The 18,528-nt window shown below is 46.7% G+C and carries 19 protein-coding genes; 12 read left to right on the plus strand and 7 right to left on the minus strand.

All coding sequences use genetic code 11. The features are described 5' to 3' along the window. Positions 1–133 precede the first annotated feature (133 nt). Positions 134–922, minus strand: coding sequence for a SirB1 family protein (locus tag AC5YB3_RS07960; protein ID WP_006080264.1), 789 nt, complete (start codon positions 920–922; stop codon positions 134–136). Then, positions 922–1,317, minus strand: coding sequence for a SirB2 family protein (locus AC5YB3_RS07965; RefSeq protein ID WP_006080263.1), 396 nt, complete (start codon positions 1,315–1,317; stop codon positions 922–924). The genes AC5YB3_RS07960 and AC5YB3_RS07965 overlap by 1 nt, the downstream gene beginning before the upstream one ends. Positions 1,318–1,435: 118 nt before the next feature. Here AC5YB3_RS07965 and AC5YB3_RS07970 point away from each other — a divergent pair, with 118 nt between their 5' ends. Beyond that, entirely contained in the window at positions 1,436–1,849 is a 414-nt protein-coding gene (locus AC5YB3_RS07970; protein WP_311987346.1) for a GNAT family N-acetyltransferase, read from the plus strand. Positions 1,850–1,983: 134 nt separating this feature from the next. Here the strand turns inward: AC5YB3_RS07970 and prmC are convergent, their stop codons facing one another. From prmC to hemA, 3 genes are read right to left on the minus strand one after another with little or no spacing between them, the layout of a single operon-like run. After that, positions 1,984–2,832 carry a peptide chain release factor N(5)-glutamine methyltransferase gene (gene prmC / locus AC5YB3_RS07975; protein WP_259582250.1) on the minus strand — a complete coding sequence of 283 codons (849 nt, stop codon included), beginning with the start codon at positions 2,830–2,832 and terminating at the stop codon, positions 1,984–1,986. Positions 2,833–2,834: 2 nt separating this feature from the next. Then, positions 2,835–3,926, minus strand: coding sequence for a peptide chain release factor 1 (gene prfA / locus AC5YB3_RS07980; RefSeq protein WP_012090152.1), 1,092 nt, complete (start codon positions 3,924–3,926; stop codon positions 2,835–2,837). Between the two features lie 14 nt (positions 3,927–3,940). Further along, the gene (gene hemA, locus AC5YB3_RS07985; RefSeq protein WP_012090153.1) at positions 3,941–5,191 is read right to left on the minus strand and encodes a glutamyl-tRNA reductase; all 1,251 of its coding nucleotides are present in this window, start codon (positions 5,189–5,191) and stop codon (positions 3,941–3,943) included. Between the two features lie 253 nt (positions 5,192–5,444). On the opposite strand from hemA, the gene lolB reads away from it, so the two are divergent. The 3 genes from lolB (at position 5,445) to AC5YB3_RS08000 (ending at position 8,005) form a co-directional block, all read left to right on the plus strand. Next, a complete protein-coding gene (lolB, locus tag AC5YB3_RS07990; RefSeq protein WP_494526911.1) occupies positions 5,445–6,089 on the plus strand; it encodes a lipoprotein insertase outer membrane protein LolB in 645 nt (214 codons plus the stop codon). Position 6,090: 1 nt separating this feature from the next. Beyond that, a complete protein-coding gene (gene ispE, locus AC5YB3_RS07995; protein WP_006080256.1) occupies positions 6,091–6,945 on the plus strand; it encodes a 4-(cytidine 5'-diphospho)-2-C-methyl-D-erythritol kinase in 855 nt (284 codons plus the stop codon). 112 nt (positions 6,946–7,057) lie between these two features. Continuing rightward, positions 7,058–8,005: a ribose-phosphate pyrophosphokinase gene (locus AC5YB3_RS08000; RefSeq protein WP_006080255.1), complete on the plus strand. Its 948-nt coding sequence runs from the start codon at positions 7,058–7,060 to the stop codon at positions 8,003–8,005. Between the two features lie 198 nt (positions 8,006–8,203). Here the strand turns inward: AC5YB3_RS08000 and AC5YB3_RS08005 are convergent, their stop codons facing one another. Continuing rightward, positions 8,204–10,066 (minus strand): methyl-accepting chemotaxis protein, encoded by a 1,863-nt coding sequence (locus AC5YB3_RS08005; RefSeq protein ID WP_494526912.1) that lies wholly within the window; start codon positions 10,064–10,066, stop codon positions 8,204–8,206. A 438-nt stretch (positions 10,067–10,504) separates the two neighbouring features. Here AC5YB3_RS08005 and AC5YB3_RS08010 point away from each other — a divergent pair, with 438 nt between their 5' ends. The 3 genes from AC5YB3_RS08010 to AC5YB3_RS08020 are packed head-to-tail and all read left to right on the plus strand — an operon-like array spanning position 10,505 to position 12,575. Further along, positions 10,505–11,038 (plus strand): RNA polymerase sigma factor, encoded by a 534-nt coding sequence (locus tag AC5YB3_RS08010; protein ID WP_071938775.1) that lies wholly within the window; start codon positions 10,505–10,507, stop codon positions 11,036–11,038. Then, entirely contained in the window at positions 11,038–11,622 is a 585-nt protein-coding gene (locus AC5YB3_RS08015; RefSeq protein ID WP_432358725.1) for an anti-sigma factor, read from the plus strand. The genes AC5YB3_RS08010 and AC5YB3_RS08015 overlap by 1 nt, the downstream gene beginning before the upstream one ends. Further along, on the plus strand, positions 11,619–12,575 hold the full coding sequence (locus AC5YB3_RS08020; protein ID WP_494526913.1) for a DUF4097 family beta strand repeat-containing protein: 957 nt from the start codon (positions 11,619–11,621) through the stop codon (positions 12,573–12,575). The genes AC5YB3_RS08015 and AC5YB3_RS08020 overlap by 4 nt, the downstream gene beginning before the upstream one ends. A 76-nt stretch (positions 12,576–12,651) precedes the next feature. On the opposite strand, the gene rsuA is transcribed toward AC5YB3_RS08020, so the two are convergent. Next, positions 12,652–13,404 (minus strand): 16S rRNA pseudouridine(516) synthase RsuA, encoded by a 753-nt coding sequence (rsuA, locus tag AC5YB3_RS08025; RefSeq protein WP_172599642.1) that lies wholly within the window; start codon positions 13,402–13,404, stop codon positions 12,652–12,654. Positions 13,405–13,481: 77 nt separating this feature from the next. Here rsuA and AC5YB3_RS08030 point away from each other — a divergent pair, with 77 nt between their 5' ends. The 5 genes from AC5YB3_RS08030 (at position 13,482) to AC5YB3_RS08050 (ending at position 18,497) form a co-directional block, all read left to right on the plus strand. Further along, entirely contained in the window at positions 13,482–14,036 is a 555-nt protein-coding gene (locus AC5YB3_RS08030; RefSeq protein ID WP_126492718.1) for a sugar O-acetyltransferase, read from the plus strand. A gap of 251 nt (positions 14,037–14,287) precedes the next feature. Beyond that, on the plus strand, positions 14,288–16,372 hold the full coding sequence (locus AC5YB3_RS08035; protein WP_342899191.1) for a M13 family metallopeptidase: 2,085 nt from the start codon (positions 14,288–14,290) through the stop codon (positions 16,370–16,372). Between the two features lie 226 nt (positions 16,373–16,598). Then, a complete protein-coding gene (locus AC5YB3_RS08040) occupies positions 16,599–17,384 on the plus strand; it encodes a RelA/SpoT domain-containing protein (protein ID WP_259522501.1) in 786 nt (261 codons plus the stop codon). 174 nt (positions 17,385–17,558) lie between these two features. Next, positions 17,559–17,966 carry an SMI1/KNR4 family protein gene (locus AC5YB3_RS08045; RefSeq protein ID WP_011845817.1) on the plus strand — a complete coding sequence of 136 codons (408 nt, stop codon included), beginning with the start codon at positions 17,559–17,561 and terminating at the stop codon, positions 17,964–17,966. Positions 17,967–17,996: 30 nt separating this feature from the next. Then, positions 17,997–18,497, plus strand: a complete 501-nt coding sequence (locus AC5YB3_RS08050; RefSeq protein ID WP_006084089.1) for a DUF4447 family protein — start codon at positions 17,997–17,999, stop codon at positions 18,495–18,497. Positions 18,498–18,528 lie beyond the last annotated feature (31 nt).

Consider the following 18,528-nt stretch of genomic DNA (forward strand, 5'->3'; position numbering starts at 1 on the left):
CAGTTATTATTTTATTTTTATTAGAGACTTAACCTTTAAGTCCCTGGGTCAAACTTCCATCTGCCCAGTATTATTATTTTTGCTGATTGGATTGAACAGTTGATAAATAAGAAGAGCCCCGAAAGGCTCTGCTTTAATGGTAAATCTCGGCATGCTCGTTTAATTCTTTGAGCTGCATCTTCACGATTTCGATCACGGGATCGTGGGGGCTGTTATCGACAAAATGCTGCAAATCAGCAGCTGCCACATTGATACAACCCAGCTGCTGCGCGATAAAGGCTCGCTCACGATTGAGGTGCACATCATCGCTATGCCATTGCAACAGGAGACTGCAACATTCCATCGCCGCCTCAAATTGATGCGACACTATGCAACCGGCTTTTAGCTCATGCAGCATACGCGTCAGCAGTTTTTTCACCGTTGCAGGTTTTAAGTAACTCGCCTTAAGCTCGGCCGCATTGCCTAACTCGCCGCGCACTAGCACATGCAACTGGTGACGGCTGAGCTCCTTGCCCGTCAAAGGGTCCAGATAACTCACTTCACCGGCAATCTTGCAACGCAGCACCGTATTGCCGGGTAGCAATATTGGTTCAAGCTCAAGATCTAACTGCTTCGCCAGTAACATCAAGACAGTTGCCAGCGTAGTGCTATTCCCTTGGCGGCTAATCAAGCAAGTGCCTAAATCCGCTGCCTCAGTACTAAAGTAATTATCGCGGACACAAAAGCCTAAATCCTCGTAAAACCAATGCAACAGCGCATTAAAACGCTGTTGTTGGTCAACCAAGTAATGACTTAATACGGCTCCCGCCATTTCAAACCAAGCCCATTTAGCGGCTTCTAGTTTAGAAAATCCAAGGTGCGCACCTACATCCAATGCCGACTCGGGCAATGAAATGCCATCTTGCAGAGTGTAGTTACCCATTAACCCAATAAGACCGCTTGTTTAAAATGAGCCAATTTAGCAGCATAAACCAACCAGCCTATCGCGCCTAAGTAAGCAAATACTTTGAACAACTTGTTTCTGTTTGCCTTTATGGCAATCGCACCTAGGACAATGTAAGCAACTACAGCACCGATTTTTTCGGTCATCCAAGGATCCACAAAAGGAAATTGTTGGATCATAAAACACAGGGTTAAACCCGACAGCAATAAGAAAGTGTCGATAACATGGGGCGCTATCTTGAGCAGTTTCTTCTCCATCAAAGCTGATTGGCGCAGATGCAGAACAAAGCGCACGGTAAGCAGCAACACGCTCAACGCGATAAAGGTAAAATGCAGATGTTTAACCGCAGGATATAGACTGTAAAAAGTTTCCATTACGATACTTATGGTCAGTGACAAAGGCGCTAGTTTACCCTAATCCGTGACGGCATACCAATGCCTATCAGCCTGATAGTCAGAGCTAACAACATAAAAAATCAAACGAGAATAGACGATGAATTTAAGCTTAATTAACGATGAATCAACCGAGTTCGCCGATGCCATAAAACAAAAAATCATCGAGTTCAACCAAGTCCAATGGCAAGGGCTTAGCCGTAAAAATCTCGGCCTCAAATTACAAGATACCGAAGGTAAACTGTTAGCGGGAATAAGCGGCAAAACCTTCGGCAATTGGTTGTTAATTGATTACCTGTGGGTCGATGGTACCCTAAGACACCAAAAAATCGGCACGCGCTTGCTATTAGAGGCAGAAAGCCAAGCAAAAGCGCGCGGCTGCCAATTTGCCCTGCTCGATACCTTAGATTTTCAAGCTAAGCCCTTCTATGAGCGCCACGGCTATCGCGTACAGTGGATACAACAAGCCTACCCAGAAACCGGCAGTAAATTCTTTATGGTGAAAGTGTTGTAATGTTTGAGGTTGGCGATTTTAACCTTACATCTGCTTAAACTGACTCTTTAGAAAACAAAAACGCCATTGGCAATAACCAATGGCGTTCGATAAATCGGTATAACAGGGTAAATACCTTCACTTAAAGCAACGCGTTATTCTGCCCATTTACCCATAGTGCATCTGTCATTGCTGCCAAAGTCTCGCACTGTGGCGACATTTTCATAGCCCAGTTCGATAAGCTTAGCTCTGAGTCTTACCGCCTGTTCAAAACCATGTTCGAGCAGGATATAGCCGTTAGGCTTTAAGTAATCTCGAGCAGTGTTGGCAATATAGTAAAGATCGGCAAAGCCTTCCTCGGCGGCGGTTAACGCGCTTTGGGGCTCGAAACGCACATCACCTTGGTGCAAATGTTCGTCTGCTTCATCAATATAAGGTGGGTTTGAGACGATTAAGTCAAAGTCACGCGACTTTACCGCGCTAAACCAATCGCTTTGAAGAATGTCGACCTGCGGCAGCTTTAAATTCTCACGGTTCGCGATAGCCAAAGCCACGGCATCATCGACTTTATCGACCGCGGTGATTTGCCATGACTCACGCTCAGACGCTAACGCCAACGCAATAGCCCCAGTGCCAGTACCTAAGTCGAGCACTTTGGCATAGGTTGAAAGCGGCAGGTTCAAAGCGGTTTCGACCAGAATTTCCGTGTCAGGACGCGGGATCAAAGTCGTGTCGTTAACGATAAAAGGCAGCGACCAAAATTCACGCTCACCAACAATATGTGCCACAGGCATGCCCTTTTGACGTTTCTGTACCATTTGCTGGAAGCGTTTCCACTGCTCAACCGTCAGGGATTTTTCAGGCCAAGTGTATAAATAGCTGCGACTTTTATTGAGGCAATATAACAGCAAAACCTCTGCATCCAGATGGGCGGATTCAGAGGTTGATGCTAACTGCACATAAGCCCATTGCAGGGCTTCGGCTATGCTAGATTGATCTGACAAAACTACCCCTGCTCGTCAGCCAGTGCGGCTAACTGATCGGCTTGATGCTCTTGCATCAGAGGCAATAAAATGGCATCGAGATCGCCTTCCATCACTTCGTTCAAGCGATATAAAGTCAAGTTGATGCGATGTTCGCTCACGCGGCCTTGCGGGAAGTTGTAAGTACGTACACGTTCGGAGCGATCACCACTGGCAACCAGACTACGACGGGTCGATTCTTCGGCGCTACGGCGTTTTTCGTCTTCAACAGCTTGAATACGTGCGGCCAGTACACTCATGGCTTGGGCACGGTTCTTGTGTTGCGAACGTTGATCTTGGCATTCCACCACTATCCCTGTTGGAATGTGGGTAATACGAATGGCAGAATCAGTTTTGTTAACGTGCTGACCACCCGCACCCGATGAGCGGAAAGTATCAACTTTCAGATCGGCAGGATTGATTGAAATCGCTTCAGCTTCAGGCACTTCATGCAGTACAACCACAGTCACCGCAGAAGTATGCACACGACCTTGGGATTCGGTTTCTGGCACACGTTGTACGCGGTGACCGCCGGATTCAAACTTAAGTTTGCCGTATACACCTTCACCGCTCACCTTCATGATCACTTCTTTAAAGCCACCATGTTCACCTTCGTTACAGCTCATGATTTCGATCTGCCAGCGATTTGCTTCGGCATAACGGCTGTACATACGGAACAAATCGCCCGCGAAAATCGCGGCTTCATCACCGCCTGCACCTGCGCGGATCTCAACGAAGGCGTTTTTATCGTCGTCGGGATCTTTTGGCAGTAAAAGAATTTGCAGTTCATCTTCAAGATGCTCGAGTTTGGCCTTAGCGGCTTTCATCTCTTCCTGCGCCATTTCACGCATTTCAGCATCGTCTTCTTCCAGCATTTCTTTGGCAGAATCGAGATCAGCCTGCGCTTGCTGATAGGCTTTAAAGCCAGCAACAACGTCTTCTAACTGGGCATATTCTTTCGATAACGCGCGAAACCTGTCTTGATCCGAAATGACGCTAGCATCACCCAGCAAAGCCATGACTTCTTCATTGCGCTCGAGCAAGCCTTCCAGCTTGCGGATAACGGATTCCTTCATTTAACTCGCTAACCTTAGTGTTTATCTAATCCAAGCGCTGATCTTAACTGACCGAGAGTATTCAAATCGCCCTGACGACTCGCTGCCGTGAGGGCCTGTGTCGGTGCGTGGATAAGTTTATTGGTCAGGCGATTGGCTAGTTCAATCAATACCTGCTCAGTGTCTGAGCCCTGGGCTAATTTATTCAGGGCGCGTTCCACTAACTCATCTTTTACCGCCATGCTCTGGCTGCGATACTCGCGAATACTGTCGACCGACTCTAAAGAACGGATCCAATCCATAAATAGGAAAGATTGTTCTTCAGTAATTACTTCAGCTTGCTCGGCGGCTTCTTTTCGAGAAGCCATATTCTGTTCAATAATGCTATGCAGGTCGTCCACTGTATACAGAAACGCGTCATCCAAATCGGCGACTTCCGGCTCAATATCCCGGGGAACTGCTATATCAACCAATAACATAGGTTGATGGCGACGCTGCTTTAGCGCTTTTTCGACCATGCCTTTACCTAGGATAGGCAGAGGGCTGGCGGTAGAGGATATCACGATATCGGCTTTTGGGAGATAATCTGGTATCTGTGCCAGTGTAATTGCTGTTGCGCCAAACTCTTCACACATGCCTTGGGCACGTTCAAGAGTCCGGTTTGCTACGACCATAGACGCCACGCCGTTGTCTTTAAGATGCTTAGCAACCAACTCTATGGTTTCACCCGCGCCAATCAACAGCACTTTCGTGGTCGATATCGACGAGAAAATATGTTTCGCCATGCTAACCGCGGCAAATGCCACAGACACTGCGGCGGCGCCGATTTCAGTATCGGTACGGACTTTTTTGGCGACAGAAAAGGTATTTTGAAAGAGTCTATCTATGGTTAGCGCAACCGTACCAGCCTCTTTGGCCTTAACAAATGCTTGTTTTACTTGGCCGAGAATTTGCGGCTCACCCAAGATCAACGAATCGAGCCCAGAGGCCACACGCATCAAATGCCTGACGGCATCCTGACCGTGATAATTATAGAGACAAGGCGCGACGTCCTTATGATCAAGGCCGTGATATTCTTCAAGCCACGCAATAATGTCGGCCTCATCGCCGTTGTTGCAATACAACTCAGTGCGATTACAGGTCGAGACAATAACGGCTTCACCCGAGCGTGTACGACTGGCCAGACTCTTCATAGCGTCATGAATTTTGTCCGGAGAGAAGGCAACTTTCTCGCGCAGGTCTACCGTGGCTGTTTTATGGTTAATACCGATTGCTACAAGGCTCATCTGACTCTTTCTAGATTCTTGGCGACTCTCTTAATAAGGGCATTCTACTGAATCGGCCCAACTAAAAACAGAATACGCTTAACAAAACCGAATAAAGGTCTAACTTCTTACCTAAATTTTCTATCAATGATAGGTAAGGCTGGATTTGCCCCGAAGGAACAAATCTAAGTGACCGCCGATGGAAATTTTACGTTTGGCATTGGTATTCTTTCCAAGCCCTCGTATCATAAGGACTTTGGTATATCAGTCATAGATGAATAATTTGAAGCGCCTCACAAAAACCATTTTCTCTTGTTTTACCTTAAGCGCCCTACTCTTGCTGGCGGGGTGTGAAACCTTGCCGCCGATGACTGACCTAAGCCCAATCACAGTCACGGATGCGCGCCAAGCAACCGCTTGGGAATTACAGGGTAAACTGGCGATAAAAACTCCTGACGATAAGCTCAGCGCTAATATCTACTGGCGCCACAGTGAAGATCGCGACGAACTGACACTCACCACTATGCTAGGTACGACTGTGTTGACGCTTAACTCAACCCCGAACTCGGCCCATTTGCATATCGATGACAAAGACTTTCGCGACGATAATGCCCAACGTTTACTCGAGCGTGTCAGCGGTTGGTCCATCCCCTTGGCCGATTTACCTTTGTGGATCACTGGCCAAGTTGGCCCCAATGATCAGGTCATCGCACGTGATAGCCAAGGCAAACCTAAACAGCTAACCAATACTCAAACCCCGCCACCTTGGCAGGTCGCATTTTTAAGTTGGCAATCCCAGAGCGGCGCCAGTGTGCCCCATCAATTAAAGCTTGAACGTGGTGATTTACAACTCAAACTACAACTGAATCAATGGCAAGCTCTTGGCAAGCCCGCGATCTTAGTCGGAGAACAACCTTAACATGCCCGCTGCAATTTCCCGCAATTGGCCTGCGCCAGCCAAGCTCAACTTGTTTTTACACATTAATGGCCGCCGCGCCGACGGTTACCACGAACTGCAAACCTTGTTTCAGTTTATCGATTGCTGCGACATGCTCGATTTTAAGGTCACTGAAACCCCTGAACTGATTTTGCACTCCAATATGTCGGGCGTTGTCGCTGACAGCGATAACTTAATTCTGCGAGCCGCAAAATCATTACAGCAAACCACGGGCTTTAACGGTGGCGCAGAGATCTGGCTGGATAAACGCCTGCCCATGGGCGGCGGTTTAGGCGGCGGCTCGTCCGATGCAGCGACCACATTAGTGGCATTGAACAAGTTATGGCACACCCAATTATCGACCGAAGAATTGGCTAAAATCGGCCTTAAATTGGGTGCCGATATTCCTGTTTTTATTCATGGTTTCGCCGCTTTTGCCGAAGGTGTGGGTGAACGCTTACAAGCAGTAAATCCGAGTGAGCCTTGGTACTTAGTCATAGCACCCGATGCCCATGTTTCCACCGCAGACGTATTCCAAGATCCACTTTTACCGCGTGATACCCCGAAACTGGCCATAGATACCTTAATGAGCCAACCTTGGGCAAATGATTGTCAAAAACTAGTCGTTTCTAAATACCCTCAAGTTGCCAAGGCATTAGGCTGGCTGCTAGAATATGCGCCGTCGAGAATGACAGGAACAGGCGCATGCGTGTTCGGGGAATTCACACAACAGCAGCAAGCTCTCGCAGCCTTGGCGAAATTACCGTCTGAAATGCAAGGATTTGTTGCACAAGGGATGAATCTTTCGCCGCTCATCACGCGACTCAGTCACCCTTAAACTACTTTCTTCTAGAGTAACCACTTAACGATAACGCCTCGGGTTCCTCCCGTCCCTATATCGTCGTTACTCTAGCCACTAAAATATAAAGCAAACGCCTGAGGTTCATACAGTGCCCGACATCAAGCTCTTTGCTGGGAACGCCACCCCCAGTCTCGCTAAAAAGATAGCCGATCGTCTATTTTGCAAACTCGGAGACGCAGTGGTTGGTCGTTTCAGCGATGGTGAAATCAGTGTCCAAATTAACGAAAATGTACGTGGTGCCGATGTGTTCATCATCCAATCCACTTGCGCGCCGACAAACGACAACCTGATGGAACTCATCGTGATGGTTGACGCGCTGCGCCGTGCATCTGCTGGCCGTATCACAGCCGTTATTCCTTACTTTGGTTATGCTCGTCAAGACCGTCGCGTTCGTAGCGCCCGTGTACCGATTACTGCAAAAGTCGTTGCCGATTTCCTGTCTAGCGTGGGTGTTGACCGCGTTCTGACCTGTGACCTGCACGCTGAGCAAATCCAAGGTTTCTTCGACGTTCCTGTTGATAACGTATTCGGTAGCCCAGTGCTGCTAGAAGATATGTTAGCGAAGAACTTAGATAATCCAGTCGTTGTTTCTCCAGACATCGGTGGTGTTGTTCGCGCTCGCGCAGTAGCAAAACTGTTGGATGATTCTGATTTAGCGATCATTGATAAACGTCGCCCACAAGCGAACGTTGCTCAAGTTATGCACATCATTGGTGATGTTCAAGGTCGTGACTGCATTATCGTTGACGATATGATCGACACAGGCGGCACTCTGTGTAAAGCGGCTGAAGCCTTAAAAGAACATGGTGCGAACCGCGTATTTGCTTACGCAACTCACCCAGTGTTCTCTGGCAAAGCGGCTGAAAATATCGCTAACTCAGTGATTGATGAAGTGATTGTGACTGACACTGTTCCTTTAAGCCCAGAAATGTTGAAAGTGGCTAAAGTGACTCAGTTAACTATGTCTGCGGTACTGGCTGAGGCAATTCGTCGCGTAAGCAACGAAGAGTCTATCTCTGCCATGTTCCGTCACTAATAGTTCTGTCAATCATTATAGTCACTGAACGTTCTGACTAATCTGAGTGGTTCCAATGCACAGTGTGCTGTTTTAACGAATCACTAAGCTTGCAGAGCTAATCACTCAGACATAAAAACGCACTCCTCGGAGTGCGTTTTTGTTAGTGTATTTTCTAAGCTAGCTTCTGCTCATTAGATTAGAGTTGGCTTTTAAATATTAGATTTTAAAATTACTGACCGCACGGAATAAGAATTCAGCCTGCGCTTTCAGCTCATCCGATGCCGACGCATTGGCATCTGCCGCATGGGAGGATTCTTCGGCGATATCGCGGATCACCACCACGTTCTTGTTCACTTCTGCCGCCACCATGCTTTGCTCTTCAATCGCCGCGGCAATTTGAGTACTCATGTCCATGATGTTACGCACATCAGTATTAATAAGCTTGAGTAACGCACCGGCACTCGCCGCTTGCTCCGCACTCTCAACACCTTGTTTTTGACTCGATTCCATCAATTGCACAATCGAGCGAGTACGCGTCTGTAAGGTCTGAATAATGTTCGCAATCTCTTGGGTTGACGATTGAGTCCGCATCGCTAAGTTACGCACCTCATCGGCAACCACGGCAAAACCACGGCCCTGCTCACCCGCACGCGCCGCTTCAATCGCCGCATTCAAGGCCAAGAGGTTGGTCTGCTCAGCAATACCGCGGATCACATCTAACACGCTACCGATTGTCTCGCTGTCACGTTCCAGCTCATTAACGACCGCAGCCGAGCTATTGAGCTGCTCAGCAAGTGACTGGATTTTATGAATCGTTTGCTCAACTTCTAATTGGCCACTTTGCGCATTATCGTGGGTCTGGCCCGCTTTTGATGCCGCTAACTCAGTTGTTTTAGCAATTTCGTCAATGGTTGCGCCCATTTCAGTGATCGCCGTTGCAACCATGTCAGTCTCATTGAGCTGTTGACCTACGCCTTCAGAGGCAAGCATGGCATTTTCGGATACGCGCTTACAGGAGGTGTTAATTGTCGCGACCGACTCTATCACTTGCTCAATCAGTTGCTGGAAGCTACTCACCATACTATTGAAGTGCTGTGCAATTTCGCCAAGTTCATCTTGCGTTGATGCATCGCATCTCAAGGTCAGATCTTTACTCACTTCGATACGAGCAATGATCTGCGTGATACGCTCAACCGGGGCGATAATACTGCGGATGATCAAATAGGTAATGATAGATAGCAGCAACGTGATAAAGATAAACACAGCAATACCTACATTAACGCTGCTGCTCTCAGCATCATCAATCGCCTTAAGCGCTAGGTTATGTAAGTCATTCGCGCTACTTTCAATTTGTAGGTTGGCAGCGACAAGACGCGCCATAGTGCCATCTTTCTCGGTCAAACCGAGTTGCTGCTCTTTATTGGTTAAGCTTTTAAAATCTTTCTGATACTGAGTAATAAGCTCTGCAATTTTATTTTGGGTATCGGCATCTAAGCTCGATGAACGTAGCTTGTCATTAAACTTGCCAATGTTGGCATCAAAGGTTTCAACATAACTTAGCTCTCGACGCAGCATAAAATCTTTTTCGTTACGCCTCAGTTGCAGCATAGCCACTTCGAGTTCGAGCTGATTGTATTGCTTCAGCAGCGTTTCAACATTATGCACCGCCGTACGCAATGTGCCGTACAAACCTGTTTTAGGCGTTAAGCCAATTTCCTGCTGTAGCTGCACCACTTCAGAAAAAGCAGCTTGATACTGATTTAAATTACTATCAAAACTTTCAAGCGATGCCTTGGACACACCGTATTCTTTAAAGACTTTCTCTAATTCTGGGACAATACCGTCGATTGCCATGTGGCTTTGCTTATGTAGCTCGGCATATTTTAAATCCTTACGCGCGAAGAAATCCTTTTCGTTTTTACGCAGAATTAAGACATCGCGCTCTAACTCAAGCACATTTTGAACGGCATGGGAGAGCTCCGACTTAACCGAATTTGAATGGAGTTGTAATCCAAACATGGCAACTAATGCCGAGATAGACACAGCTGCGCTGAGTAACAACTTTGAGCGGATTAGCATAGAAAGTCCCCGAATAAATAATCTATCTTAAAAAGATAGCTGCAAATTAAGCCTTTAACAGCGCAAGTGTAGCAATACATGAAAAGTTCATATCAAATACTCTGACAATCTGTGGATTTAAGCTCTCATATCGTGAGCACCTCATTATTTTTAGCTTAGTTCATCAAGATGATGCCGACATATTTTTCAAAGTAATGCGTGTTAATTTTGTTAAATATACCGTCTCAACGCTGATATAAATGTCACCATACCAATTGGTATAAAATGAATAACTTCATTAGCTTAACTGTATATTTTCGGGCGGATTCTACTACAGATTACAAAAATGTTACGCTGGATAATGAATCTTAATAAAATATATTTTTTACAGTTCCAAACCTTTTGCTGCATTCAGTGCGTCAAAACTACAACACTTAATAATTATGGCAGGGAATGACAGTGACGGCAGGGATACTCCCACTCAATAGCGCAATGTCTGACTTTGAACTGGCCACCTTAGCCAGCCAAGGCAACAGAGCCGCATTTAAACTGCTGTATCAGAGCCATCACCAACGTATTTATGCCCTATCACTGCGCCTTTGCGGCCATAAAACTATGGCGGAAGAAATTACCCAAGAGTGTTTTATTTTAGTGTGGCAGAAGTTGCCGCAATTTCGAGGTGAGAGTCAGTTTTCCACTTGGTTACACAGCATTTGTGTCAATCAAGCCTTGAGCAGTATTCGTAAACAACAATCATTCTGGGCACGATTTATCCCACTGGAAAATGAGACTGAACCTATGAGTTCAGATGAAAGTTATAGCGGATTAGATAAGTTGATTTTCAAACTGCCGCAGCGGGCACGCATGGTGTTCGTACTCTGCGCCATCGAAGGTTATCAACACGATGAAATCGCTGACTTGCTTGGCATTGCCGTCGGCACTAGCAAGACCCAATACCATAGAGCTAAGCAACTACTACAGGAGATGCTGTAATGACGTTAACGCCGCTTTCCCGTGAACAACAGCTTGAGCAACTGATCAATAGTGCTCCCAACGCAATGCCGCCCACCCATGATCTGTGGCAAGGCATTGAAAAGCGTATGGACAAACCGCTGGTTTCCCAAACACGCCAATCCCAGAGCGGCCGACAGTGGGCGATAGCAGCCTCTTTTATCATGCTAGTGGCATTGGGATATAGCCAATTGCCTTATTTCAATCAATTAACCACACAGCAGCCAGAGCTTGCCCAAAACTCAGCTATGCCAGAGCAACAAGGGGATGCGGCCTTACAGTTACTGTTAACCCAAATCGCGGCATCGCACCAAGCGCAAGTGGATAACCTAGAGCAGACAACGAATGCGCTAGCTTGGCAGACCAGCAGTTTCAGCGCGCCCGTTGAGCAAGGTTTGGCGGAACTAAGACGCGCGGCAACCCAGATTTACCAAGCTTTACAAGCAAATCCAACCGATAAACAACTTTGGCAACTCTGGCTTTGGGTGCAGCAACGTGAGCTCGACCTATTGCAACAGGGCCAAAAACTACCCATTAGAAACTCGACACAAGGAAACACCCTATGAGTAACCTCAATCTCACTAAAGCCAGTCTATTGCTTTCGACACTCTATTTAGGTTTGATGGGCAATGTGTTCGCAGCGCAAAGTGTTGATAAACAGCTTAATATTAGTAGCGACACCCAACTGCAGATCAAAGTACAGCGCGGCGATGTGACGATTCAAACCTGGGATAAGAGTGAAGTCAGCGTCACAGGTACACTCGATGAATTGAGCGAAGGCTTTGTGTTCGAGCAACAGGGAAACAGCCTCAATATCGAAGACAAAATGCCCCGCCACTACAATGGCAGTAATGACAAAGGCTCGCAGCTCACCATTAAAGTGCCAAAGACAGTAAAACTCAGTGCGGATACTATTTCAGCGAATCTGCAAGTCGCAGAAGCCCAAGGTGAACTCGATTTGAATACCGTCAGTGGCGATATCAAAGCTAACAACCTTAGTGGTAAACCTGAGTTACACACAGTCTCAGGCGACATCATCACTCAAGCACTCGATGGTAAAGTGAAATTAGAGACAGTATCAGGCACGATTCAAGACACTGACAGTAAAGGGGAAATGAACTATCGCCTCGTAAGTGGTGACTTAATAAGTCAAACTCAGGCCGAAAAAGTGATGGTTGAACAAGTTTCTGGCGAAGTGAATGCTAACTTTAGCCTCGCTAAGGAAATCATACTCAGAACCGTCAGCGGTGACTCAAAAGTGTCACTGGCAAAAAACTTCAACAGAGCCAATTTAGAAAGTGTGAGTGGCGATATCATAGTGACTTTTGCCGATATGCCAGATGCCAGCTTTGACTTAGACGGCGGCCCAGGTGGCAAGATCAAAAATACCTTAACCCAAGATGAACCTAAAAAGCAGAAATACGTGCCACGCGCCGAGCTGTCATTCCAAACCGGTTCGGGTGCAGCCAGTGTAAAAATGAACACTATCAGCGGTGATTTGGTTTTAAAGAAGCAGTAATCAGTCAGATTTTATCGCACCAATAAAAATGCCGCCACGAGTCAAACTCGGGCGGCATTTCTGTAGATTCCTTGAGTTAAACTGATGCTATTTCTTCGGCGGTCAAATAACGCCATTCACCCAGCGCTAAGGCGGGATCTAATTCAATTTGGCCCACACTTTCACGGTGTAACCCTTGCACGTGGTTGCCCACAGCAGCAAACATACGTTTCACTTGATGGTACTTACCTTCAGTGATGGTGAGTCGCACTAATTGCGGCTCAATAATCTCCAGCAATGCAGGCTTAGTTAAGCCATCTTCACCGCGTAATTCAACGCCAGCGGCAAATATTGCAATCAAGCCGGCATCCACAGGATCGGCGAGTTGCACTAAATAGCGTTTACCGCATTCTTTCTTCGGTGAAGTGATTTTATGCGACCACTGGCCGTCGGTAGTGATCAGCACTAGCCCTGTGGTATCAGCATCTAAACGACCAGCAATGTGCAAGGTTTCAGGCTTGGGCACATCCACTAAGCTCAATACCGATGGATAGGTTTCATCAATCGTTGAACAAATGGTGTCGACCGGTTTGTTGAGCATTAAATAACGTACGCCCACTAAGGCAATAGGCTCGCCTTGGAGACAAACACGCATACCTTCAGTCACTTTAAAGCCCGAGTCTTTGACGACTATGCCATCGCAAGTGATGTCACCGCGATGCAGGGCTTTTTTCGCTAATGAGCGAGTCAGTGGGGTACTCTCACAGATAAATTTGTCTAAACGCACGTTAATACTCAACTTCAATAAAGAAAACTGCCATATTATGAGGCCGACCACTTCAAAGGGCAAAGAATTGCTGCTCAGCAAGCGATGTGTTTCTATTTAGCCCTTACGCATTTACGACAGTCACCCTAGGGAAAGATGACATGACTGAATTCCAAAAGATGATCGCTGGCCAAGAATATGATTGCCTTGCCAGCGAACTATTAAGTTTACGAGCTCAACAGCAACGGCTGAATCGACAATTAAATCAAATAATTGACCAAGATACCCCAGAGTACAGCCAACTCAGTCAGCAGCTCATTCCCCATAAATCACCAGCCGCAACGATATCCACGCCGATTTTTATCAGTTATGGCGCCAACCTATCCCTTGCTGACAAAGTGTTTATCAATGTGAATGTCACCTTGCAGGATAATGCGCCTATTTCTATTGATGAGCAGACTATGGTCGGCCCCAATGCACAGTTTTATACCTCGAGTCACCCACTCGATGCCGAGCTGCGTTGCTCAGGTTTAGAAACCGCTAAAGCAATTAAGGTCGGTAAACGGGTATGGATTGGTGGCGGCGCTATCATAATGCCAGGCGTCATTATTGGTGATGACGCCATCATAGGCGCTGGCGCCGTAGTTACAAAAAATGTAGCCGCAAAAACCGTGGTCGCAGGTAACCCCGCAAAGCCGATCCGGCAGCTAATTTGATTGCGTGTAAAAAAGCGAAAGCTAAGTGCTCGCTTACCTGAAAAGGCTTGCATACGGTAACTTTGCCGCTAATGAGCTTAAGACTGTAATTGGTAACCTTTAGTTACATATGACTCAAGATAAAAACTGTAATGACCTTGTTTAGATTCCTAGTAAGGCATTAACATAGTTCATTGCGCCTGAAGCAATCCCATTTTGCAAAAAATAACAGCCCCAATAATGGGCACAATAATAAACTCGAAGGAAACGACATGAGAAAAGTACTCATTGGGGGACTGTGTGCCTCACTTATCGCAGGCCTGACTGCCTGTAATGACAAGCCAGCCGAAGTTAAAGCACCTGAAACCGCTAAAACAGCCACCGCAGTTGCTGTGACTCAGGTACTGGGCTCTGGTATTGAATTCGCTAATTTTGATAAAGCGGTTCGCCCACAGGACGATTTCTACAAATATGTTAACGGCACTTGGCTGAAAAACACTGAGATCCCAGCCGATCGTACTAGCATTGGCGCTTTCTACGATTTACGTGAAAAATCACGTGACGACGTAAAAGCCATTATCGAAGAAGTGGCAGCAACGCCCAATCTGGCCACTGGCACAGACGAGCAAAAAGTGGCCGATTTATATCGATCATTTATGGATACTGACACGCTCAACAAACTGGGCGTGACACCAATCCAAGGTGAGTTCGATGCTATTAACGCCTTAAAAGATAAGAATGAATTGGTGAAGTACTTCGCCCACAGCCAAATCGCTGGTGCGGGTACACCTATGGCATTTTATATCGATATCGATGCGAAAAACTCTAGCCGTTACGCGACTCATCTCTATCAATATGGCCTAAGCCTACCAGAAAAAGACTACTACTTTAACGAGTCAGAACGCTTCGTTAATATCCGTAAGGCTTACCTAGCCCACATAGAAAAGATGTTTACTCTTGCGGGTCTTGCTAATCCTAAAGCCAGCGCTGAGTCTATTCTTGCCCTAGAAACGGCCATTGCCTCTAAGCATTGGGATGTGGTTGAAAACCGCGATAGCACGAAAACTTACAATCTATATCAAGTGAAAGATCTGCCAACATTGGCACCGGATATCGATTGGACTGTTTACTTAACAGCGCTGGGTGCGGATAAGCAAACCGACATCATTGTTAACCAGCCTAGCTATATCCAAGGTCTGAACGAGGTGTTAAAAACGACCGATTTAGCTACTTGGAAAACCTACATGCAATGGCAAGTGCTGACGCATGCAGCGAACTATTTGAGTGAAGCGCTAGACAACGAAAACTTCGATTTCTTCTCTAAAACCTTAAACGGTCAAGAAGAGCAAGAACCACGTTGGAAACGCGGCGTAGCCTCTGTTAACGGTATGCTGGGTGAAGTTGTCGGCAAAGTGTACGTTAAACGTCACTTTACGCCTGAAGCCAAAGACCGCATGCAAGCACTGGTGGAAAATCTTCGTGGCGCTTACGGCGACAGCATCAAAGATTTAACCTGGATGAGCGACAGCACTAAAGTGGCTGCGGCGGATAAGTTAGCAAAATTCAACCCGAAAATCGGTTATCCGAACAAGTGGGAAGATTACAGCAAGCTGAGCATTAAAGCTGACGACTTAATCGGTAACGCTGTTCGTGCCAGCGAAGTTGAACATGCTAAATCATTAGCCAAACTGGGCGCGCCAATCGACAAAGACGAATGGCACATGACCCCACAAACGGTTAATGCTTACTACAACCCAACCATGAACGAAATCGTCTTCCCTGCGGCCATTCTGCAACCGCCATTCTTCAATTTGGCGGCTGATGATGCAGTCAACTACGGTGGTATTGGTGCCGTTATCGGTCACGAAATGGGCCATGGTTTCGACGACCAAGGTGCTAAGTTCGATGGCGAAGGCAACATGCGTGACTGGTGGACTGAGCAAGACTTGAAAGAGTTCTCTGCCCGCGGCCAAGCGCTGATTGCACAATACGACGGTTACTTTGTGTTTGACGATTTGCACGTCAACGGTGGTTTAACGCTAGGTGAGAACATTGGTGACTTATCAGGTGTGACTATCGCATACCGCGCCTATAAGAAATCACTCAATGGTCAAGAAGCGCCGGTCATCGATGGCTTAACGGGCGATCAACGTTTCTTCATCGGTTTCACTCAAATTTGGCGCGCGAAGGCCAAAGAAGAAGCGATGCGTAACCGCGTAGCGACCGATCCACACTCACCTGCGGAATTCCGTGCTCTGGGTGCTCTGTCTAACATGCCTGAGTTCTACACCACATATGATGTGAAACCCGGTGATGCTATGTATATCGCACCAGAAAAACGCGTAAAAATTTGGTAAGCCAGATTTAAATCGCCGCTCGGCTGCATAAGCTGAGCAACAACAATGGCGCTCACTGTCACAGGTGGCGCCATTTTTTTTGGCTAAACTCCTCAATCCTGAGTGATGAATGTAAACCCATGCGCAAGATGAACAAGTCTTAATGATTGATTCAGCTTTAATTAAGCAAAAGAAGCCTATGGTGGATGGGTGACCTGTACAACTCACCCATAAGGAAGTAGGCCGCATGACTAAGTTATTTCGTACCTTTTTTATTTTTCTACTCTTATTATCGAGCCGCGCTGGTGTAGCAAATTCTCTTGACGTCAGTGACACAAAAACAGAACGTGGTAATTACAGTGCAAGACAGGCACAAAGCCACGATCTACAAGGTCTATACGCACTCAGCAGTCAGACCTTTGATGCGCCTCGTCAAACCTCGAATGACTTATCCGTTCTCTATCACCAAGCCTATGATGCTCAAGCTGAGCTGGCTCAGTTGCTTACCCGAATTGCCCATCATTCACAGACGCAAGTGATTATTCCTCCTGTGAAGAGTTATCAAAGAGCTGCAGATAAAGTGGCGACAAAATTTAACGGTGACGCCAGCCAAATTACCGACCTGGCAAGGGCAAGTATCGTGACCGACAGCATTCAAGATCTGATGCAGGCTTACCAAGCCTTGAACGAACAGACCCAAGTGGTGAAACAGAAAAACCGCTTTGCTGAGCCCAAAGCATCTGGCTATCGCGATCTCAACTTGCTGGTGCGTTTACCCCAATCGGGCATGATTGCCGAGGTGCAATTGCATTTGCAGGATATCGCCGATATCAAAAACGGCCCAGAGCACAAGGTATATGAAAAAGTGCAGACGATTGAAGCTAATGCCCGTAAACAGCAAAGGTTACTCAGTGAGTTTGAACTCGCGCAGATTGCTAAATTACGCCAAGAATCACACAAGCTGTACCACAAAGCATGGCTTAACTATAAAAGGGTCGATGAAGCCAGTTTATTAAGAGTCTCAGTCGCTTAACCCACAACCACTTCCACTGTTGCGCTGGTATCCTGCAAAGGTGCCAGCGCTTTATTAATATTTTACAGCGCCTGAAAAACCATATTAAAAATAAGCTGAAAAAAGCACTCTCTCGCATCGAACGTCTTTTTAAGTATATAATCCCGCGCCATAGCCCTATCAGCAGGAAACGCCATGCACGACATCATTGAGCAACTCCAAGAACGCAGCGAAACTGTTCCTGTACCACTCGAATTACCCACATTTGAGCAGCTCGTCGAAGTCGAAGAGCAAATCCTGATTTCATTGCCGCGGGAGCTAAAAGAATACCTGCTGTATGCCAGTGATGTGATTTACGGCACGATAGAGCCAGTAACTGCATCGGATCCCTACTCACACACCTATCTGCCTGAAGTCACTTGTTATGCTTGGTCTATCGGCATGCCAAGGGACATGATTGCCATTTGTCAGCAGGGCGATGCCTTTTACTGTATCGACCAAGATGGCCAAGTGCATTTCTGGAAAAACGGCGGCTTTACCGATATCTATTGGGAGTCGTTCTGGGAATGGGTTGAAGAAATCTGGCTAAAGATTAAATACTAATTTTACTTTCACTGCATTGAGAACACGATTATGTCTAAAAACATTGGCTTGAATGCCATCGAAATGAGCTACTTACGCCAATCATTGAGCTTAAGTGCGGCTCAAGTTGGCACGCTAACTAACCATAGCGAAGCCGATGTATTAGCCTGGGAAAGTGGCGAACAAGCGGCACCTGAGCTGGCGCAAAAGAAACTGCTCGATATTGATGACATCATTGAGATGCAAGTACTTAACACCTGCGATGGCATTGAAGAATTATTTAAAAAAGAACCTAAGCGTCATTTAGCTTTCGTGGTGTACCCCACTCAAGCCACTTACACTCAATACAACCCCGAATTTTTAAGTTCATTGCCTTTTACTGAGCTGTACAACACGGCAGCTTGGCGCATCAAGAAAGAGTGCAAACTGGTCCTAGAAGTCGACGTCAGCTTAGTCGCACTGGACGTGGAAGCCTATAAAGCCTTCCGTGAACCGACCAAAATGAGCGAAAGCCGTGAAAGCCGTGCTAAATGGGCCGCGACTCAGCTATAAGCGTGTAAATCCAGAAGCTTAGTACTCGCAT

It is taken from the genome of Shewanella sp. 1311, from assembly GCF_059338235.1.